Raw genomic sequence first — 17,989 nt, forward strand, 5'->3', positions numbered from 1 at the left:
CTTTAGCTGAGTGGACCGGCAACGCATTGCCGGCCCGGTTTTCAATCAGGCGCTTTTCTAAAAGAGCGCCCGCGTGGCACGAAGGTGTGCCGTTCCACCCCTGCTGCTCGGGTCAAAAGAGCTTAGATGCACGGGTAGATAAAATAGTTGGTGCAACAAAATGTCATAAATCGACCCTTCGTCGAATAATGCCCGGCGTAACGCGAGCTATTCTCAGCAAAGGATTAACCCCATCATCTAGCGCAGGGCCGATCATACCGGGGTTTGACCAATTAACGCCGGACAAATATCGTGTTACTTATCGCCTTACCATCTTTATTGTTACGTCCTTATGACAAAACGATCATTCCCTCGATGTGACGCATTGGTTAGAACTCAATACAGGTTGACGTCGCAACGGCGTCAACACCTTGGCTCGCGACGCCGGCAGCGAGCCCCAACGGCAGAAGTTTTTCTGCCAGACCTCAATTGAGGTCGACGCGATAAATACAGTCAACAAGTGAGGGCAACACCCTATGAGAAGACTTAAGCGTGATCCGTTGGAAAGAGCATTTTTGCGCGGATATCAATATGGCGTTGGTGGCAAATCCCGTGAGCTTTGCCCATTTACTCTACCGTCGGTACGCCAAGCCTGGATTAACGGCTGGCGAGAAGGACGCGGCGACAACTGGGACGGTATGACCGGCACTGCGGGAATCCACAGACTCAACGAACTTCACGCCGTCGGCTAATACAGGGCACAACACTCCGACACGACAATCTGATTACGTAACAACTTACCACGCACGCCCCATCCGGGCGGCGGGCTCCGGCCCAAGGGCTCCCTCGAGGAGCCCTTTTTTATGCCTGTTCTCTGGCCAGAGCCCATTCCCGTTTTACTCCGGCATGATTAAACGCGATCCCGTGTAGGAGCCGCCGCAGGCTGCGATCTTTTGATCTTTGTTTTTGCTCGCGCAAAGAGCACAGAAGCAAGATCAACAGATCGCAGCCTGCGGCAGCTCCTACATTAACCGTGCACGCCGCGATTTGATGGGTGCGCTCAGCAATCGGTTATCTCAGGGCGGCGATGGCGTCGACGGACTCACGAATCAGCGCAGGGCCCTTATAGATGAAGCCGGAATACAGCTGCACCAGGCTCGCCCCCGCCGCAATTTTCTCGGCCGCGTGTTTGCCTTCGGTGATACCGCCCACGGCAATGATCGGCAAACGACCGGCCAGTTCCGCCGCCAGCACTTTCACCGTATGGGTGCTCTTCTCGCGAACCGGAGCGCCGGAAAGACCGCCCGCCTCGTCACCGTATTCCATGCCTTCGACGCCGACACGGCTCAGGGTGGTGTTGGTGGCAATGACCGCATCCATCCCCGTTTCGATCAACGCTTGCGCGACCTGCGCGGTTTCTTCATCGGTCATGTCCGGAGCGATCTTGATTGCCAGCGGCACATGTTTGCCGTGGCGCAGCGCCAGTTCCGCGCGACGGGTGGCCAGGTCGGCCAGCAGTTGCTTGAGCGAGTCGCCGAACTGCAGGCTGCGCAAGCCCGGTGTGTTCGGCGAGCTGACGTTGACCGTCACGTAGCTGGCGTGGGCGTAGACCTTGTCCAGGCAGATCAGATAGTCGTCGACCGCACGCTCGACCGGCGTATCGAAGTTCTTGCCGATATTGATCCCCAGCACGCCTTTGTACTTGGCCGCTGCCACGCGAGCCAACAAATGATCGACGCCGAGGTTGTTGAAACCCATGCGGTTGATGATCGCCTCGGCTTCCGGCAGACGGAAAATCCGTGGCTTCGGGTTGCCCGGTTGCGGACGCGGGGTAATGGTGCCGATTTCGACAAAGCCGAAACCCAGTTGGGCAAAACCGTCGATGGCCGCGCCATTCTTGTCCAGGCCGGCTGCCAGACCCACCGGATTCGGGAAGTCCAGGCCCATGACGGTCACCGGCATTTTCGCCGGCGCCTTGCACAGCAAGCCGTTGAGGCCCAAACGCCCGCCCGCGCCGATCAGGTCCAGGGACAGATCGTGGGAGGTTTCCGGGGAAAGTTGGAACAACAGCTGACGGGCCAGGTTGTACATGGGCGGCTTTGACTCGATTGGCGGCGAAATGAGGCGGCGATTATAGCCGGGCATCGGGGGTGCAGGCGAGGCACGCAGCAAAAACAGCCGGCGATGGCATATGCCTTGCACCGTCACTGGCATCAGCACCCATGCCAACGGCGGGATGGGTCGAAAGACAAAGGCGTCGTCACCTGGCCTTGCTCTGGCAAGCAGCCGGTACGGCGCTTTTTTATGGAAGGTGTTTACCCATGATTGAAAATCCAGCCTCCCCCCTGGCCTGGGTCCACGGCAGCGATGCCCCGGAAAAGACCGAAATCAACCTCGGCTTCATGGCCCTGAGCGACTGCGCTTCGGTGGTGGTCGCGGCCACCCAGGGTTTCGCCCAGCCCTATGGCCTGACCCTGAACCTCAAACGCCAGTCGTCGTGGGCCAATCTGCGGGACAAACTGGTCAGCGGTGAACTCGACGCCGCTCACAGCCTGTACGGCTTGATGTATGCGGTTCACTTAGGGATAGGCGGAGTGGCTGCGACCGACATGGCCGTGTTGATGGGCCTGAACCAGAACGGCCAGAGCATCAACCTGTCCCATGGCTTGCAGGCCCTGGGCGTGACCAGTCCTGAAGCACTGGAGCGGCATGTGCACCAAAGTCGCCCAAAACTCACCTTTGCCCAGACGTTTCCAACCGGCACCCACGCCATGTGGCTGTATTACTGGCTGGCCAGCCAGGGCATCCATCCGTTGCACGACGTCGACAGCGTAGTGGTGCCGCCGCCGCAAATGGTCGCGCACCTGCAAGCGGGGCGCATCGACGGTTTTTGCGTCGGCGAACCCTGGTCCGCCAGTGCGGTGAAACAGAATCTCGGTTTTACCCTGGCGACGACCCAGACAATCTGGCCCGATCACCCGGAAAAAGTCCTCGGCTGCACCCGCACCTTCGTCGAGCAATACCCCAACACCGCACGGGCGCTGGTGATGGCGATTCTGGAGGCCAGCCGCTTCATCGAAGCCAGCACCGAGAATCGCCGCAGCACCGCCCAATTGCTCGGCGCATCGCAATACCTGGACGCGCCACTCGACTGCATCGAACCGCGTTTGCTCGGCGACTATGCCGATGGCCTCGGCAATCGCTGGCAAGACCCGCACGCACTGCGCTTGCACGGCGCTGGCGAGGTCAACTTGCCTTACTTGTCCGATGGCATGTGGTTCATGACCCAGTTCCGCCGCTGGGGTTTGTTGCGCGACGATCCGGACTACCTCGCAGTGGCGCGTCAGGTGCAGCAACTAGACTTGTACCGAGAGGCCGCCACCGCAGTCGGTGTCGCCGCCGGGAGTGAGCCGATGCGCAGCAGCCAGTTGATCGACGGCAAGGTCTGGGACGGCTCGGACCCTGCCGGCTATGCCCGCAGTTTCAAGCTGCATGCCATGAGCGACACCTCACCGCTTTTCGCCAGTCGCTGACAGGAGACTGCAAATATGTTGCGAATCCTGCTGATCAACGACACCGCGAAGAAAGTCGGTCGCCTGAAAGCGGCCCTGACGGAAGCCGGGTTCGAGGTAATAGACGAATCCGGCCTGACCATCGACCTGCCTGCGCGCGTCGAAACGGTGCGTCCGGACGTGATCCTGATCGATACCGAGTCACCGAGCCGCGATGTCATGGAGCAAGTGGTGCTGGTGAGCCGCGACCAACCGCGGCCGATCGTGATGTTTACCGACGAGCATGACCCTGACGTGATGCGCCAGGCGATCAAGTCCGGGGTCAGTGCCTACATCGTCGAAGGCATTCACGCACAACGCTTGCAGCCGATTCTCGACGTGGCCATGGCGCGCTTTGAAAGTGACCAGGCCCTGCGTGCGCAACTGCAGGCCCGGGACCAGCAACTGGCCGAGCGCAAGCGTATTGAGCTGGCCAAGGGGCTGCTGATGAAGATGAAGGATTGCAACGAGGAACAGGCCTACACCCTGATGCGCCGCCAGGCCATGAGTCGCCAGCAGAAACTGATTCAGGTGGCGGAGCAGATCATTGCCATGAGCGAGTTGCTTGGCTGAAGTCCTATGGCGCCTGTCAATGATCGTTCCCACGCAGAGCGTGGGAACGATCTGCGTGAAAGTGGCACAGATCTCGCTAGGTAATCACTACAGGTAACCAACGGCGGTTGCCCCACCTACGACAAAGACGTCGCTCACCCCATTCGCTCCTGGCGAATCGGGTGGCGGCGTTTTTTTGTTTTGGCCCCACAACCCGGGGCCGGTGGTGCGGCCGAATGCGGCGCCCCACTTGCAAGCTCATGACTCCTTCTCGAGACGACTAACAGCTGAGGTGCGCGATGAATTCAAGCTTCTGGAAATCCGGCCATACCCCGACCCTGTTCGCGGCCTTCCTCTATTTCGACCTGAGCTTCATGGTCTGGTACCTGCTCGGCCCGTTGGCAGTGCAGATCGCCACCGACCTGCAACTGACCACCCAACAACGCGGGCTGGTGGTCGCCACGCCTATCCTGGCCGGGGCTGTCCTGCGTTTTGTGATGGGCCTGCTGGCTGACCGCCTGTCGCCCAAGACCGCCGGGCTGATCGGCCAGGTGATCGTCATCTGCGCCCTGTTCGTCGCCTGGAAACACGGGATTCACAGTTATGAGCAAGCGCTGCTGTTGGGGCTGTTCCTCGGCATGGCCGGCGCGTCCTTCGCCGTTGCGCTGCCGCTGGCCTCGCAGTGGTACCCGCCGCAGCATCAAGGCAAAGCCATGGGCATCGCTGGCGCTGGTAACTCTGGCACTGTGCTCGCAGCCCTGATCGCCCCGGTCCTGGCCGCTTCGTTTGGCTGGAGCAACGTGTTCGGCTTCGCCCTGATCCCGTTGATCCTGACTATCATCACCTTTGCCTGGCTGGCCAAGAACGCCCCTGAACGGCCGAAAGCCAAATCCGTTTCCGACTACTTCAAGGCCTTGGGCGACCGCGACAGCTGGTGGTTCATGTTCTTCTACAGCGTAACTTTCGGCGGCTTCATCGGCCTGGCCAGCGCCCTGCCCGGCTACTTCAACGACCAATACGGCCTGAGCCCGGTAACCGCCGGTTATTACACCGCAGCCTGTGTGTTCGGTGGCAGCCTGATGCGTCCGTTGGGCGGCGCCCTGGCCGACCGTTTCGGCGGGATTCGCACACTGCTGGTGATGTACACCGTGGCCGCGACCTGCATTGCGGCGGTGGGTTTCAATCTGCCGAGTTCCTACGCAGCCTTGGCGCTTTTCGTCTGCACCATGCTTGGTCTGGGGGCGGGCAACGGCGCGGTATTCCAGTTGGTTCCGCAGCGCTTCCGTCGTGAGATCGGCGTGATGACCGGTTTGATCGGCATGGCCGGTGGTATCGGTGGCTTCGCGCTGGCGGCTGGGATGGGCGCGATCAAGCAAAGCACCGGCAGCTATCAGCTGGCGCTGTGGTTGTTCGCCAGCCTCGGAGTCCTTGCCTGGTTCGGCCTGCACGGGGTGAAACGTCGCTGGAGAACCACCTGGGGTTCGGCTGCCGTCACCGCTGCACGGGTGTGAGGGCTGAATGAGCCTGCAATTGAGTTTTGCCGAAGCGAGCGCCATCGGCCCTCGCGAGGAGAACCAGGACGCCCTGCGCCTGGTCACTCCGACCCCGGCGCTGGCGGCGAGCAAGGGTTATCTGTTCGCCATCGCCGACGGCGTCAGCCAGTGCGCCGATGGTGGCCTGGCCGCCCGCTCGACCTTGCAGGCCCTGGCGCTGGACTACTACGCCACCCCGGAAACCTGGGGTGTCGCCCAGGCACTGGATCGCCTGTTGCTGGCACAAAATCGCTGGTTGCAGGCCAACGGTGGTGGGCAGCCCTTGCTCACCACGGTCAGCGCCTTGGTCATGCGTGGCAGGCGCTTCACCCTGGCCCATGTCGGCGATTGTCGGGTTTATCGCTGGCACGCCAACGCTTTGCAACGGGTCAGCGAGGATCATGTCTGGGACCAACCGGGCATGCAGCATGTGCTCAAACGGGCGCTGGGGCTGGATCAGCACCTGGTGCTGGATTTTCTCGACGGCGAATTGCGCGTCAACGAGAGCTTTGTGCTGCTCAGTGATGGAATCTGGGCCGTGCTGGGCGATACCGCTATTGCGGCGATCCTGCGCGATCAACCCGATCTGGACAGCGCCGCGCAGACCCTGGTCAACGCCGCGCATCTGGCTGGCAGCCAGGACAATGCCAGCGCCTTGCTGGTGCGGGTTGATGCCTTGGGTGAAACCAGCATCGGCGACGCATTGATTCATTTGCAGCAATGGCCGCTGCCGCCCGTGCTGAAACCGGGCCAGACCTTCGAGGGCTGGCAGGTCGAAGGGATACTCGGTCAGAGCCAGCAATCGCTGCTCTATCGGGTTCGCGACGGGCAACAACAGCCCTGGCTATTGAAAACCTTGCCCGGCGCGCTACGCGATGACCACCTGGCCGGACAAGCGTTGCTGTCGGAGGAATGGTTTCTCAAGCGCGTAGCCGGACGGCATTTCCCTGAAGTCCACGCCGCCAGCCAGCGTCAGCATTTGTACTACGTGATGCGTGAATATTCGGGGTCGACCCTGGCGCAACTGCAGGAGAAAGTCGGACCGCTGCCCTTGGCCCAATGGCTGGATCTGGCCGAACGCCTGCTGCGGGCGGTGGGGATGCTGCACCGACGTCAGATTCTCCATCGCGATATCAAACCGGAGAACCTGCTGCTGGGGAACGACAGTGAGTTGCGTCTGCTGGACTTCGGCCTCGCCTACTGTCCCGGCCTGTCCGAAGATCAGCCCTCTACCCTGCCCGGAACGCCCAGCTACATCGCGCCGGAAGCTTTTGGCGGGGGTACGCCGACGCCGCAACAGGATCTGTATGCGGTCGGCGTGACCTTGTATTTCCTGCTCACCGGACACTATCCCTACGGCGAAATCGAAGCGTTCCAGCGACCGCGATTTGGCGTGCCGGTCAGTGCCAGCCGCTACCGACCCGACCTGCCGGAATGGATCGCACAAAGCCTGGAGCGCGCCGTTGCGGCAGATCCGGACCAGCGGTTTGAAACGGCGGAAGAATGGTTGCTGGTATTGGAACAGGGGGAGCGGCGCAGCTTGAGCGTGCGGCCCAGACCCTTGCTGGAGCGCGAGCCGCTGAAGGTCTGGCGGACGTTGGCGCTGGTGTCGTTGGTGGTGAATCTGGTGTTGTTGGTTTTGGTGTTTCGTGGGTAGAAGATCAAAAGATCGCAGCCTCGTTTCACTCGACAGCTCCTACAGGCGCAACGAGGCTGCGATCTTTTGATCTTCTGCCTTAATACCGGGCACCTCGCATCAAATCGGTGCATCAAAATACCCCTTCACCGACGCAACACCCCTGAAACCACTGCTTTGTACCACTTGGCACAACCACTGCATTACCTCTCTCAACTGACATAAAGCCCAGCCTTCAACGACGAAGGGTGCGCTGCCCGAGAGAACGGGACAAGGACAAAGGCGTCCTCGCCAGGCAACTGGCGGGATGCCTTTTTTTGTGTGCGCAAAATTTGTCGAGCAAGACCTGAAAGCCCTGATGAGGCGGGTCCGAGCTCCCCGGAGAACCTGATGAAAAAACTAAAACTGGTGATGATCGGCAACGGCATGGCCGGGGTTCGTACCCTGGAAGAACTGCTCAAGCTGAGCAACGAGTTGTACGACATCACGGTCTTCGGCGCCGAACCCCATACCAACTACAACCGCATCCTGCTGTCGCCGGTACTGGCCGGCGAACAGACGTTCGAAGAGATCGTGCTCAACGACCTGGACTGGTACCTGGACAACAACATCAAGCTGCTGCTCAACCGCAAAGTGGTGGAGATCGACCGGGTCAAACGCCGGGTCATTGCCGAAGACGGCAGCGAGGCCGAATACGATCGCCTGCTGATCGCCACCGGCTCGACCCCGTTTATCCTGCCGATTCCCGGCAACACCTTGCAGGGCGTGATCGGCTACCGCGACATTGCCGACACCCAGGCGATGATCGACACCGCAAGGACCCACAAACACGCCGTGGTCATCGGCGGCGGCTTGCTCGGCCTGGAAGCGGCAAACGGCCTGATGCTGCGCGGCATGCACGTCACCGTGGTGCACATCGGCGAATGGCTGCTGGAACGGCAACTGGACAAAACCAGCGGCGAACTGCTGCAAACCGCCCTTGAAGGTCGCGGCCTGCACTTCCGCCTGCGCGAACAGACCCAGGCCCTGCACGACGCCGGCAATGGCCGGGTCGGCTCGGTCGAGTTCAAGAACGGCGACATCATCCCCGCCGACCTGGTAGTGATGGCCGCCGGTATTCGCCCCAGCACCGAACTGGCGGAAAAAGCCGGCATCCCCTGCAACCGCGGGATTCTGGTCAATGACACGATGCAAACCTACGACCCTCGGGTCTACGCCATCGGCGAATGCGCCAGCCATCGCGGAACCGCCTACGGCCTGGTGGCGCCGCTGTTCGAACAAGCCAAGGTCTGCGCCAACCACTTGGCCCAACTGGGTTTCGCCACTTACAAGGGCTCGGTGACCTCGACCAAATTGAAAGTCACCGGCATCGACCTGTTTTCCGCCGGCGACTTCATGGGCGGCGAAGGCACCGAGACCATCACCCTCTCCGACCCGATCGGCGGGGTCTACAAAAAACTGGTGATCAAGGATGACGTGCTGGTCGGTGCCTGCCTGTACGGCGATACGGCCGACGGCGGCTGGTATTTCCGGCAGATCCGTGAGAACCACGACATCCGGCAGATCCGCGATCACCTGATGTTCGGCGGCTCTTCGTCTATGGAGCTGGCATTAGGCGATGTAGGACACCAGGGCCAGGACAAAGCCATGAGCATGGCCGACACCGCCGAAGTCTGCGGTTGCAACGGCGTGTGCAAAGGCACCATCGTCAAGGCCATCCAGGAACACGGCCTGTTCAGCGTCGACGACGTCAAGAAGCACACCAAGGCCGCCAGCTCCTGCGGTTCCTGCGCCGGCCTGGTGGAACAGATCCTGATCAACACCGTGGGCGGCGCCGCCGACGTCAAGCCGAAGAGCGAAAAAGCCATCTGCGGCTGCAGCGACCTCAACCACGGGCAAATCCGCCAGGCCATCCGCGAGCAGCATTTGCTGACCATCGCCGGCACCCTGAGCTACCTGAACTGGCGCACCCCGAACGGCTGCGCCACCTGCCGCCCGGCGCTCAACTACTACCTGATTTCCACCTGGCCGGGTGAAGCCAAGGACGATCCGCAATCGCGCCTGATCAACGAACGCGCTCACGCCAACATTCAGAAAGACGGCACTTACTCGGTGGTCCCGCGGATGTGGGGTGGTGTGACCAACCCTTCGGAACTGCGGCGCATCGCCGACGTGGCCGACAAGTACAACGTGCCGATGGTCAAGGTCACCGGCGGCCAGCGCATCGACTTGCTGGGGATCAAGAAGCAGGACCTGCCGGGGGTCTGGAAGGATCTCGACATGCCGTCCGGCCATGCCTATGGCAAATCCATCCGCACCGTGAAGACCTGCGTCGGCAGCGAGTTCTGCCGCTTCGGCACCCAGAACTCGACGCAACTGGGCATCGAGCTGGAGCATGACCTGTTCAACATGTGGTCGCCGCACAAGGTGAAGCTGGCAGTCTCCGGTTGCCCACGCAATTGCTCGGAAGCAGGCATCAAGGACGTTGGAATTATCGGCGTGGATTCGGGCTGGGAGATGTACATCGGTGGCAACGGCGGGATCAAGACCGAAGTCGCCGAGTTCTTCGTCAAGCTCAAGACCGCCGAAGAAGTGCGCGAATACAACGGCGCGTTCCTGCAGCTGTACCGCGAAGAAGCCTTCTACCTCGAGCGCACCGTGCATTACCTGCAACGGGTCGGCATGGAACACATCAAGAAAGCCGTGCTGGAAGACCCGGAGCGGCGCAAGGCACTCAATGCGCGCCTGCAATTCTCCCTGTCGTTCGAACAGGATCCGTGGAAGGAACGCCTGGAACAGCCGCTGCTGAAGAAAGAATTCGAGGTCATCCCCGTGAAGAACCTGGAGGTGCTGGCATGACCTGGCTGGATATCTGCGCACTGGAAGAAATCAATGCCTTGGGGTCGCGGATCATCGCCGGCCCGAAAGGCGACATCGCGATTTTTCGTACGAGCGACGATGAAGTGTTCGCCCTCGACGACCGCTGCCCGCACAAGGGCGGTCCGCTGTCCCAAGGCTTGATCTACGGCAAACGCGTCGCCTGCCCGCTGCACAACTGGCAGATCGACCTGGAAACCGGCGAAGCCCAGGCACCGGACATCGGTTGCGCTCACCACCATGCGGCCCGGGTCGAAAATGGCCGGGTGTTGCTGTCCCTGCGGGAAGCACGCTAATGAACCATCAGATCACCGCCTCCACGTGCTGTTACTGCGGGGTCGGCTGCGGCGTGCTGATCGAGCATGACGGCGAGCGCATCCTCGGCGTCAGCGGCGATCCGGCCCACCCGGCCAACTTCGGCAAACTGTGCAGCAAGGGCTCGACCCTGCACCTGACCGGCGACCCGGCGGCTCGGGCGTTGTACCCCGAACTGCGCCTCGGCAAAGGCCTGGCCCGCAGCCGCACCGATTGGGATACCGCCCTCGATCACGCCGCCAGCGTCTTCGCCGACACCATTGCCGAACACGGCCCTGACAGTGTGGCGTTCTACATCTCCGGGCAGTTGCTGACCGAGGATTATTACAGTTTCAACAAGCTGGCGCGCGCGCTGGTGGGCACCAACAACATCGATAGCAATTCACGGTTGTGCATGTCTTCAGCGGTGGTCGGCTACAAGCGCAGCCTCGGTGCCGACGCTCCGCCCTGCAGCTACGAAGACCTGGAATTGAGCGACTGCGTGATGATCGTCGGCAGCAACATGGCCTACGCGCATCCGATACTGTTTCGTCGCCTGGAAGAAGCCAAATCCCGTCGGCCGCAAATGAAAGTCATCGTCATCGACCCGCGTCGCACCGACACCTGCGATCTGGCGGACTTGCACCTGGCGATTCTTCCGGGTACCGACGTCGCGTTGTTCCATGGGATTTTGCACTTGCTGCTGTGGGAAGACTGGATCGACCGCGATTTCATCCAGGCGCACACCCAAGGCTTGGCGGAGTTGAAGAACCTGGTGCGCGATTACACGCCGCAAATGGTTTCGCAGTTGTGCGGGATCAGCGTCGAGCAATTGCAGGAATGCGCCGAATGGGTCGGCACCTCGCCAAGCTTCCTGTCGCTATGGTGCATGGGGCTGAACCAGTCCACCGCCGGCAGCGCCAAGAACAGCGCGCTGATCAATCTGCACCTGGCCACCGGGCAAATCGGTCGCCCCGGCGCCGGACCTTTCTCGCTGACCGGTCAGCCAAATGCCATGGGCGGACGGGAAACCGGCAGCCTGTCGAACCTGCTGCCAGGTCATCGCGAAGCCGGCAATGCCGAGCATCGAGCGCAAGTGGCGTCTTATTGGGGTGTTGAGCAGCTGCCGGAAACCACCGGCCTGACCGCCATCGAATTGTTCGAACAGGTGCGCAGCGGCAAGGTCAAGGCGCTGTGGATCGCCTGCACCAACCCCGCGCAATCCATGCCGGATCAGAGCGCCGTGCGCGCGGCACTGCAAGCCTGTCCATTCGTGGTCTTGCAGGAAGCCTTCCGCACCACCGAGACCGCCGCCTTCGCCGATCTGCTGCTGCCTGCCGCCAGTTGGGGTGAAAAAGAGGGTACGGTGACCAATTCCGAGCGGCGTATTTCCCACGTTCGGCAGGCGATCGTCGCACCCGGCGAGACCCGTTCCGACTGGGCGATCACCGTGGATTTCGCTCAGCGCCTGGAAAAACATCTGCGTCCAGGGCTTGCCAGTCTGTTTGCGTTCGACACACCGGCGCAGATTTTCGATGAATACAAGCAACTGACTCGCGGCCGCGACCTGGACCTGTCCGGCATCAGCCATGCGCTGATCGACCGTCTCGGCCCACAGCAATGGCCCTTCCCTGCGGGCGCCAGTGAAGGCACGGCGCGGTTATACCTGGACGGCATTTTCCCGACCGCCAGCGGACGCGCGCAGTTTGTCGCCGATCCGTATCGCGCCGCCAAGGAACAACGGGATGCGCGCTTCCCGCTGACCCTGATCACCGGCCGACTGCGCGACCAATGGCACGGCATGAGCCGCACCGGCACCGCCGCTCAATTGTTCGGTCATGTCAGCGAAGCCGTATTGAGTTTGCATCCGGACGAACTGCGTCGCCATCGCCTGCAACCGGGCGACCTGATCAGCCTGAAAAGTCGCCGGGGCGCGGTGATCGTGCCCGTCGACAGCGATGACAGCGTGCGGCCCGGCCAAGCGTTTCTGCCGATGCATTGGGGCGACCGGTTCCTCAAGGGCGGCGTGAATACGCTGACCCAACCGGCTTTCGATCCCCTGTCGAAACAACCGGAACTCAAGCACAGCGGCGTGCGCCTTGAACCTGTGCACCTACCGTGGCAGCTGTTCGCCCTCATCGAGGGCAATGTTCAACAGCATTTTGAGACGCTACGACCGCTCTGTGAGGCATTTTCCTACGCCAGCCTGAGCATCGCCGGCCGGGAACGCCCGGCACTGCTCATACGCGCTGCCAGCGCCTCCGCGCCGGATCCGCAACTGTTGCGTGAGATCGATCAATGCCTGGGTCTCAATAACGGCCCGGTATTGGCCTACGACGATCCTCGACGCTCCATTGGCAAACGGGTACGGATCGAGAATGGCCGGATCACCGCGATTCGCCTGGCCGGCGAAACTCTCGCCCAGCACTGGCTGCAAAACCTGTGGCTGGAAGGCCGCGCCGACGAACAACTGCGACGCTGGCTGCTCGCGCCACTGAGCGCACCACCAGGCCAGGCCAATGCGGCGACCGCTGGTAGCAAAACCCTGTGCAACTGCATGAACGTCAGCCAAGGCGCGGTCTGTGCCGGCATCGGCCGCGGCCTGAACTTGCAGGGGCTGAAACAAGAATTGGGCTGCGGCACGCAATGCGGCTCCTGTGTCCCTGAAATCAAGCGTTTGCTGGCCGCCACTGCGCAGCCGATCGCCGTTGTCTCGTGAGGAAAAACACTATGAGCGCTAAAGTCTGGCTGGTGGGTGCGGGTCCTGGCGACCCGGAATTGCTGACCCTGAAGGCGGTACGGGCATTGCGAGAAGCCGATGTGGTGCTGATCGATGATCTGGTCAACGCCGCAGTGCTGGAGCATTGCCCCCAGGCGCGGATCATTCCCGTGGGCAAGCGCGGCGGCTGTCGCTCCACGCCCCAGGCGTTTATCCACCGCCTGATGCTGCGTTATGCCCGTCAGGGTAAATGCGTGGTACGGCTCAAGGGTGGCGATCCGTGCATCTTTGGCCGGGGCGGTGAGGAGGCACAGTGGTTACGTGAACGTGGCGTCGAGGCGGAGCTGGTCAATGGCATCACGGCCGGACTTGCCGGTGCGACGCAGTGCGATATTCCGTTGACCCTGCGCGGCGTTGCGCGTGGCGTGACGCTGGTCACTGCCCACACCCAGGATGGCAGCAGCCTGAACTGGCAAGCCCTGGCCCAGGGCGGCACGACGCTGGTGATCTACATGGGGGTGGCGAAGCTGAGCGAGATCCGCGAGCAGTTGCTGGCCGGCGGAATGGCGGCGGATATGCCGGTGGCGATGATTGAAAACGCTTCACTGCCGCATCAGCGGGAATGTCGCAGTGATCTGACGGCCATGGAGGAAGATGCCCGTGCTTTTCAATTGAAGAGCCCGGCGATTCTGGTGATTGGTGCTGTGGCGGCTTGTGATGAGATCAAAAGTGCGGCAGCTCCTGCATGGGTTCGGCGTACATCCTTGTAGGTGCTGTTGCGGCTTGGGGAGATCAAAAGGGGCGCCGCCAAACCAAGGTTGAAACCCCAAATCGCAGACAAAGAAAAGCCCGGCCGAAGCCGGGCTTTTCAGAGCTGCGAGCTAATTACTTAGCGTTAGCTTCAACCTGCGCTTCTACGCGACGGTTTACAGCACGGCCAGCGTCAGTAGCGTTGTCGGCAACTGGGCGGGATTCGCCGTAGCCAACAGACTGAACGCGGGACGACTCAACACCGTACTGGTTGGTCAGAACTTGCTTAACGGCGTTTGCACGACGCTCGGACAGTTTCTGGTTGTAAGCGTCAGGACCGACGGAGTCAGTGTGACCTTCAACAGTGGTGCTGGTCGATGGGTACTGCTTCATGAAGTCAGCGAGGTTTTTGATGTCGCCGTAGCTGTTAGGCTTGACTACCGACTTGTCGAAGTCGAACTTCACGTCCAGCTCAACACGAACAACTTCAGCAACTGCCGGGCAGCCATCAGCGTCAACAGTTACGTTGGCTGGGGTATCCGGGCACTTGTCAACGTTGTCGCACACGCCATCGTTGTCGCTGTCGGAGCAGACTTCAGCTGGTGCTGGAACTGGAGCAGGAGCAGGCTTGGAGCCGCCACCGAAGTTCACACCGATACCGACGCTTGGAGCCCACTCGGTGTCGCCCTGGTCGATGTTGTATTGAGCTTCAACGCCAGCACGGGCGTAGAAGTTCTCGGTGAAGTACAGCTTGGCACCGCCGCCAACGTTGGCGAAGGTGGAACGGTTGCGACCGTTCGAGCCGTTCTGATCAATGCTCTGATCGGAGAAGCCAGCCGAGACGTACGGACGGACCATGTCGCCTGGGTTGTTGAAGTGGTACAGAGCGTCCAGAGCGGTGTTGGCGCCCTTGATGTTCTGGCCGGAGTCAGAACGAACGTTGTGCACTTCGTCGTAGGCCAGACGCAGTTCAACGTCGTCGGTCAGGAAGTAACCTACGGAACCGCCGAACAGGTTGCCGTTGTTCTTGAAGTTACGAGCGCTGTCGAATTGTTCTTTCTTTGCGAAGCCTTCGATTTCAACTGCGCCTTGGCCTTGTGCCAGAGCGCCGAACGAAGTGGCGGCAATCAAAGAACCAATGGCCAAGCCCAAGGTGTTTTTCAGTTTCATCCGTTAAATCCCCATCTGGTGATTGTGAAGCAGTCCCGCAAACCGGGGGACAACTCGGCGGCAAGTCTATCAGAACTTGCCTACACGTAAGAGATATTTGCGCTGAACTAAGTTTCAGCAACGCCTGCAAATTTCTCACGCAATTTGTCTAGAGCACGTTTGTAACGCATTTTTGTCGCACTCAAACCCATGTGCATGATGTCTGCGATCTCCTGAAATTCCAGCTCTGCGACAAATCGTAGCACCAGGATTTCACGGTCGATCGGGTTCACATACACCAGCCAGCGATCGAGTCCGCCCTTCTCCTCGGGTTTCGGCGCCTTCTCTTCAGACGCTTCCTCGAGGGGGTCCAGACTCAAAGCGTCCATCAAGCGACGCTTTCGCCGTTCTTTCCGATACTGCGTGATGCATTCGTTGTACGTGATGCTATATAGCCACGTCTTGAACTTCGATTTCCCCTCGAAGTTCTTCAAGCCATACAACACCTTCAACATCACTTCCTGACAGACATCATCTGCGTCGCGATCGTTCCCAAGATACCGTGCACAGACGTTAAATAATGTTCTCTGGTAACGCCGCATCAGTTCTTCATAGGCGCGCGTTACGTGAAACAGCTCGGTATGCGAGCGCGCGACCAACTCCTCATCAGAGAGCTCGCGGGGGTCGTAGCGCGTGGAGAGCGATTGAGCTTTATTCAAAACAAGTCAGGGCCGACAGTCAGGTCAATGTCCGCCGCGGCCCTTGCGGGCTTTCAGCGGCGGCATACATTAGCAGGGTTTGCCGGGTTAGCGGCTACTCACATGCTGCTCCAGGAGGATCCGATTGGAGAGAGAGACTAGCTCACCCTCATCGGTCAGCAATGTGGTTTTAACCGTGCCGATCTCTTCGATCTGACCTTCGACCTCGCCAACACGCACTTGTTGCCCAACCTGATACAACTCACGCACATAGATTCCCGCAAGAATCTGACCGGCAATTTCCCGGCTTCCCAAACCCATGGCCAGCGCAACCGCCAGACCAACGGTAATCAAAACAATCACAATCACATGGTTGAGCAGGTCAGTCTTGACCTCCAATTGGCTGATTGCGACCGAAATACTGATGATAATCACCAGGCCCTGGGCAATTCGCCCCAGACCGGCGGCGTAATCCAGTCCTACACCCTCTGCCGCTCCACGCACCAGCCCATTGGCCAATTGCGCCAGCAACACACCCACCAGCAGCACCAGCGCGGCGCCGAACACTTTCGGCAAATACAGCGCAAGCATATCCAGCGTAGCTGAAACTCGCTCAAGTCCAAGGGATTCTGCCGCAGAAACCAGAAAAATCAGCAGAACGAACCAGTAGACGATCTTCCCGATCAGGGTCGAGATCGGCACTTGAAGACCGGCCCTGGACAACAATTTGGTCAGGCCGGTGCCGCCCATCAGACGATCGAGTCCCAGCTTGGCGAGCAACTTGGACAACAAAGTATCCAAAAGTTTCGCAACGACGAAACCCAACAGCAAAACAACCAGTGCACCGAACAGGTTCGGGATGAAATTTGCAACCTTGGTCCATAACGCAGTCATTGCAGTGACGAGGCTCTGAGTCCAGAGATCAAGTTCCATATTCAATCAGCCTTATCTGCAGTGCGAGCGGTAGGTTTACGGTGACGGGAAACCGGCGACACATGGGCCGATCCGTTATTCAGGGCGATCATCAGCGCGGGCAGCCAGCGGCCCAGCAGGCTGAACAGGTCACCGGCGCCGACCTGGCGGTTGGCGGTTTTCAGTACACGGCCAAGGCACGCATCGTCGTCCCGGGTGGACGGTGATGCCTTGAGCATGTCACGCAAAGACTGTTCGAACGGATCGTGCATACGCACCTCTCGTGATGTCTGTGAAAGACGCGGTCAAATTTGGCCGGGTCACATGGCTCACCCTCAGACCCAGCGCAAACGTCGAAATAACCACCACTGTCCCAGTGCCACCGAGATCATCATCAGGCAGGCAATCAGGAAGCCATAGGGACTTTCCGAGAACGGAATGCCACCGACGTTGATGCCCAAAAGACCAGCCAGAAAACTCATTGGCAAAAAGATCCCGGTGATGATCCCGAAGCGGTACATCGTGCGGTTCATGCGCACGCTCAAACGCCGGTCTTCGGCCTCGAGGACCAGCCCCACCCGCTCCCGGGTCAATTCCAGCTCCTCGAGATAGCGGGTCAGGCTGTTGTTCAATTCGTTCCAGTAATCACCATCGTCCTCGACGAACCAGGGCAATTTTATCCGCGTCAGCTGAGCGAAAATATCCCGTTGCGGAGCGAGAAAGCGCTTCAGCGCAGCCGCCCTGCGACGGATCTGCAACACGGCTCCATGCTCGGGAGTGTACCGTTCGTCGGCATCCAGCTTTTCTTCTTCCTCATCGACCACTTCCGAGAGGCAAGCGACCAGATCCTGCACCTTGTTGGTGAGGTACTGAGCCATATAAAGGATGAGTTCGGAGGCGGTTTTCGGCCCTTTGCCTTCGGCGAGCTGCACCAGCAGCTCGTCGGTGGCGCGCAATGGACGCAAGCGCAGGGAAATGATCCGCTGGGCCGAGGCGAAAATCCGCACCGATACCATGTCTTCCGGCTCGGCCCCGGGGTTGAGGTTGACCCCACGCAAAAACAGCAGCAGTTCGCAGTCCGGCAGCGGCAGTAGACGCGGCCGGGTGTTTTCTTCGAGCAGCAGGTCACAGCTGAATTCGCTCAGGCCACTGGATTTACGCAGCCAGGTCTGGGTTTGCGGGTGGCTGCGATCCCAGTGCAGCCACAGGCTTTCATGGGCCTGCAGCTGCAAGTCATCGAGTTCAGTCCGGGCTATCGAACGCGCACCGCCTTTACCGTCCAGCACCAGGGCATGTACCAGCCCCCACTGCGCGTTTTCTTCCTCGAACATCCTCACCCC

The 17,989-nt window shown here is 60.4% G+C and carries 15 protein-coding genes; 9 read left to right on the top strand and 6 right to left on the bottom strand.

Annotated features, from left to right (window positions below):
* Positions 1-515 precede the first annotated feature (515 nt).
* Positions 516-731, top strand: coding sequence for a ribosome modulation factor (gene rmf, locus ACA067_RS22990; RefSeq protein WP_003223300.1), 216 nt, complete (start codon positions 516-518; stop codon positions 729-731).
* Between the two features lie 319 nt (positions 732-1,050).
* On the opposite strand, the gene ACA067_RS22995 is transcribed toward rmf, so the two are convergent.
* Positions 1,051-2,070, bottom strand: coding sequence for a quinone-dependent dihydroorotate dehydrogenase (locus ACA067_RS22995; RefSeq protein ID WP_339503103.1), 1,020 nt, complete (start codon positions 2,068-2,070; stop codon positions 1,051-1,053).
* Between the two features lie 230 nt (positions 2,071-2,300).
* On the opposite strand from ACA067_RS22995, the gene ACA067_RS23000 reads away from it, so the two are divergent.
* From ACA067_RS23000 to cobA, 8 genes are all read left to right on the top strand, one after another.
* Entirely contained in the window at positions 2,301-3,512 is a 1,212-nt protein-coding gene (locus ACA067_RS23000) for a CmpA/NrtA family ABC transporter substrate-binding protein (RefSeq protein WP_497458643.1), read from the top strand.
* A 15-nt stretch (positions 3,513-3,527) separates the two neighbouring features.
* Positions 3,528-4,103, top strand: coding sequence for an ANTAR domain-containing response regulator (locus ACA067_RS23005; protein ID WP_150745416.1), 576 nt, complete (start codon positions 3,528-3,530; stop codon positions 4,101-4,103).
* Positions 4,104-4,381: 278 nt separating this feature from the next.
* A complete protein-coding gene (locus ACA067_RS23010) occupies positions 4,382-5,593 on the top strand; it encodes a nitrate/nitrite transporter (protein WP_497458644.1) in 1,212 nt (403 codons plus the stop codon).
* A gap of 7 nt (positions 5,594-5,600) precedes the next feature.
* Positions 5,601-7,271 carry a bifunctional protein-serine/threonine kinase/phosphatase gene (locus ACA067_RS23015; RefSeq protein WP_497458645.1) on the top strand — a complete coding sequence of 557 codons (1,671 nt, stop codon included), beginning with the start codon at positions 5,601-5,603 and terminating at the stop codon, positions 7,269-7,271.
* Positions 7,272-7,640: 369 nt separating this feature from the next.
* Positions 7,641-10,109: a nitrite reductase large subunit NirB gene (gene nirB, locus ACA067_RS23020; RefSeq protein ID WP_497458646.1), complete on the top strand. Its 2,469-nt coding sequence runs from the start codon at positions 7,641-7,643 to the stop codon at positions 10,107-10,109.
* Positions 10,106-10,423 (top strand): nitrite reductase small subunit NirD, encoded by a 318-nt coding sequence (gene nirD, locus ACA067_RS23025; protein WP_497458647.1) that lies wholly within the window; start codon positions 10,106-10,108, stop codon positions 10,421-10,423. The genes nirB and nirD overlap by 4 nt, the downstream gene beginning before the upstream one ends.
* On the top strand, positions 10,423-13,140 hold the full coding sequence (locus ACA067_RS23030; protein WP_497458648.1) for a nitrate reductase: 2,718 nt from the start codon (positions 10,423-10,425) through the stop codon (positions 13,138-13,140). Before nirD ends, ACA067_RS23030 begins: the two co-directional genes overlap by 1 nt.
* Before the next feature lie 11 nt (positions 13,141-13,151).
* A complete protein-coding gene (gene cobA / locus ACA067_RS23035; RefSeq protein WP_497458649.1) occupies positions 13,152-13,910 on the top strand; it encodes a uroporphyrinogen-III C-methyltransferase in 759 nt (252 codons plus the stop codon).
* A 115-nt stretch (positions 13,911-14,025) separates the two neighbouring features.
* On the opposite strand, the gene ACA067_RS23040 is transcribed toward cobA, so the two are convergent.
* The 5 genes from ACA067_RS23040 to cmaX all read right to left on the bottom strand — a co-directional run bounded on the left by ACA067_RS23040 (position 14,026) and on the right by cmaX (position 17,980).
* A complete protein-coding gene (locus ACA067_RS23040; RefSeq protein ID WP_497458650.1) occupies positions 14,026-15,060 on the bottom strand; it encodes an OmpA family protein in 1,035 nt (344 codons plus the stop codon).
* Between the two features lie 107 nt (positions 15,061-15,167).
* Positions 15,168-15,758 (bottom strand): RNA polymerase sigma factor SigX, encoded by a 591-nt coding sequence (sigX, locus tag ACA067_RS23045; RefSeq protein ID WP_064678884.1) that lies wholly within the window; start codon positions 15,756-15,758, stop codon positions 15,168-15,170.
* A gap of 87 nt (positions 15,759-15,845) precedes the next feature.
* Positions 15,846-16,670 carry a mechanosensitive ion channel family protein gene (locus ACA067_RS23050; RefSeq protein WP_008027407.1) on the bottom strand — a complete coding sequence of 275 codons (825 nt, stop codon included), beginning with the start codon at positions 16,668-16,670 and terminating at the stop codon, positions 15,846-15,848.
* Positions 16,671-16,672: 2 nt separating this feature from the next.
* Positions 16,673-16,921, bottom strand: coding sequence for a hypothetical protein (locus ACA067_RS23055; protein ID WP_064678886.1), 249 nt, complete (start codon positions 16,919-16,921; stop codon positions 16,673-16,675).
* A 63-nt stretch (positions 16,922-16,984) separates the two neighbouring features.
* On the bottom strand, positions 16,985-17,980 hold the full coding sequence (gene cmaX, locus ACA067_RS23060) for a divalent cation transporter CmaX (RefSeq protein WP_497458651.1): 996 nt from the start codon (positions 17,978-17,980) through the stop codon (positions 16,985-16,987).
* Between the last annotated feature and the right edge of the window lie 9 nt (positions 17,981-17,989).

The sequence above is a fragment of the Pseudomonas sp. LBUM1674 genome, from assembly GCF_059695635.1.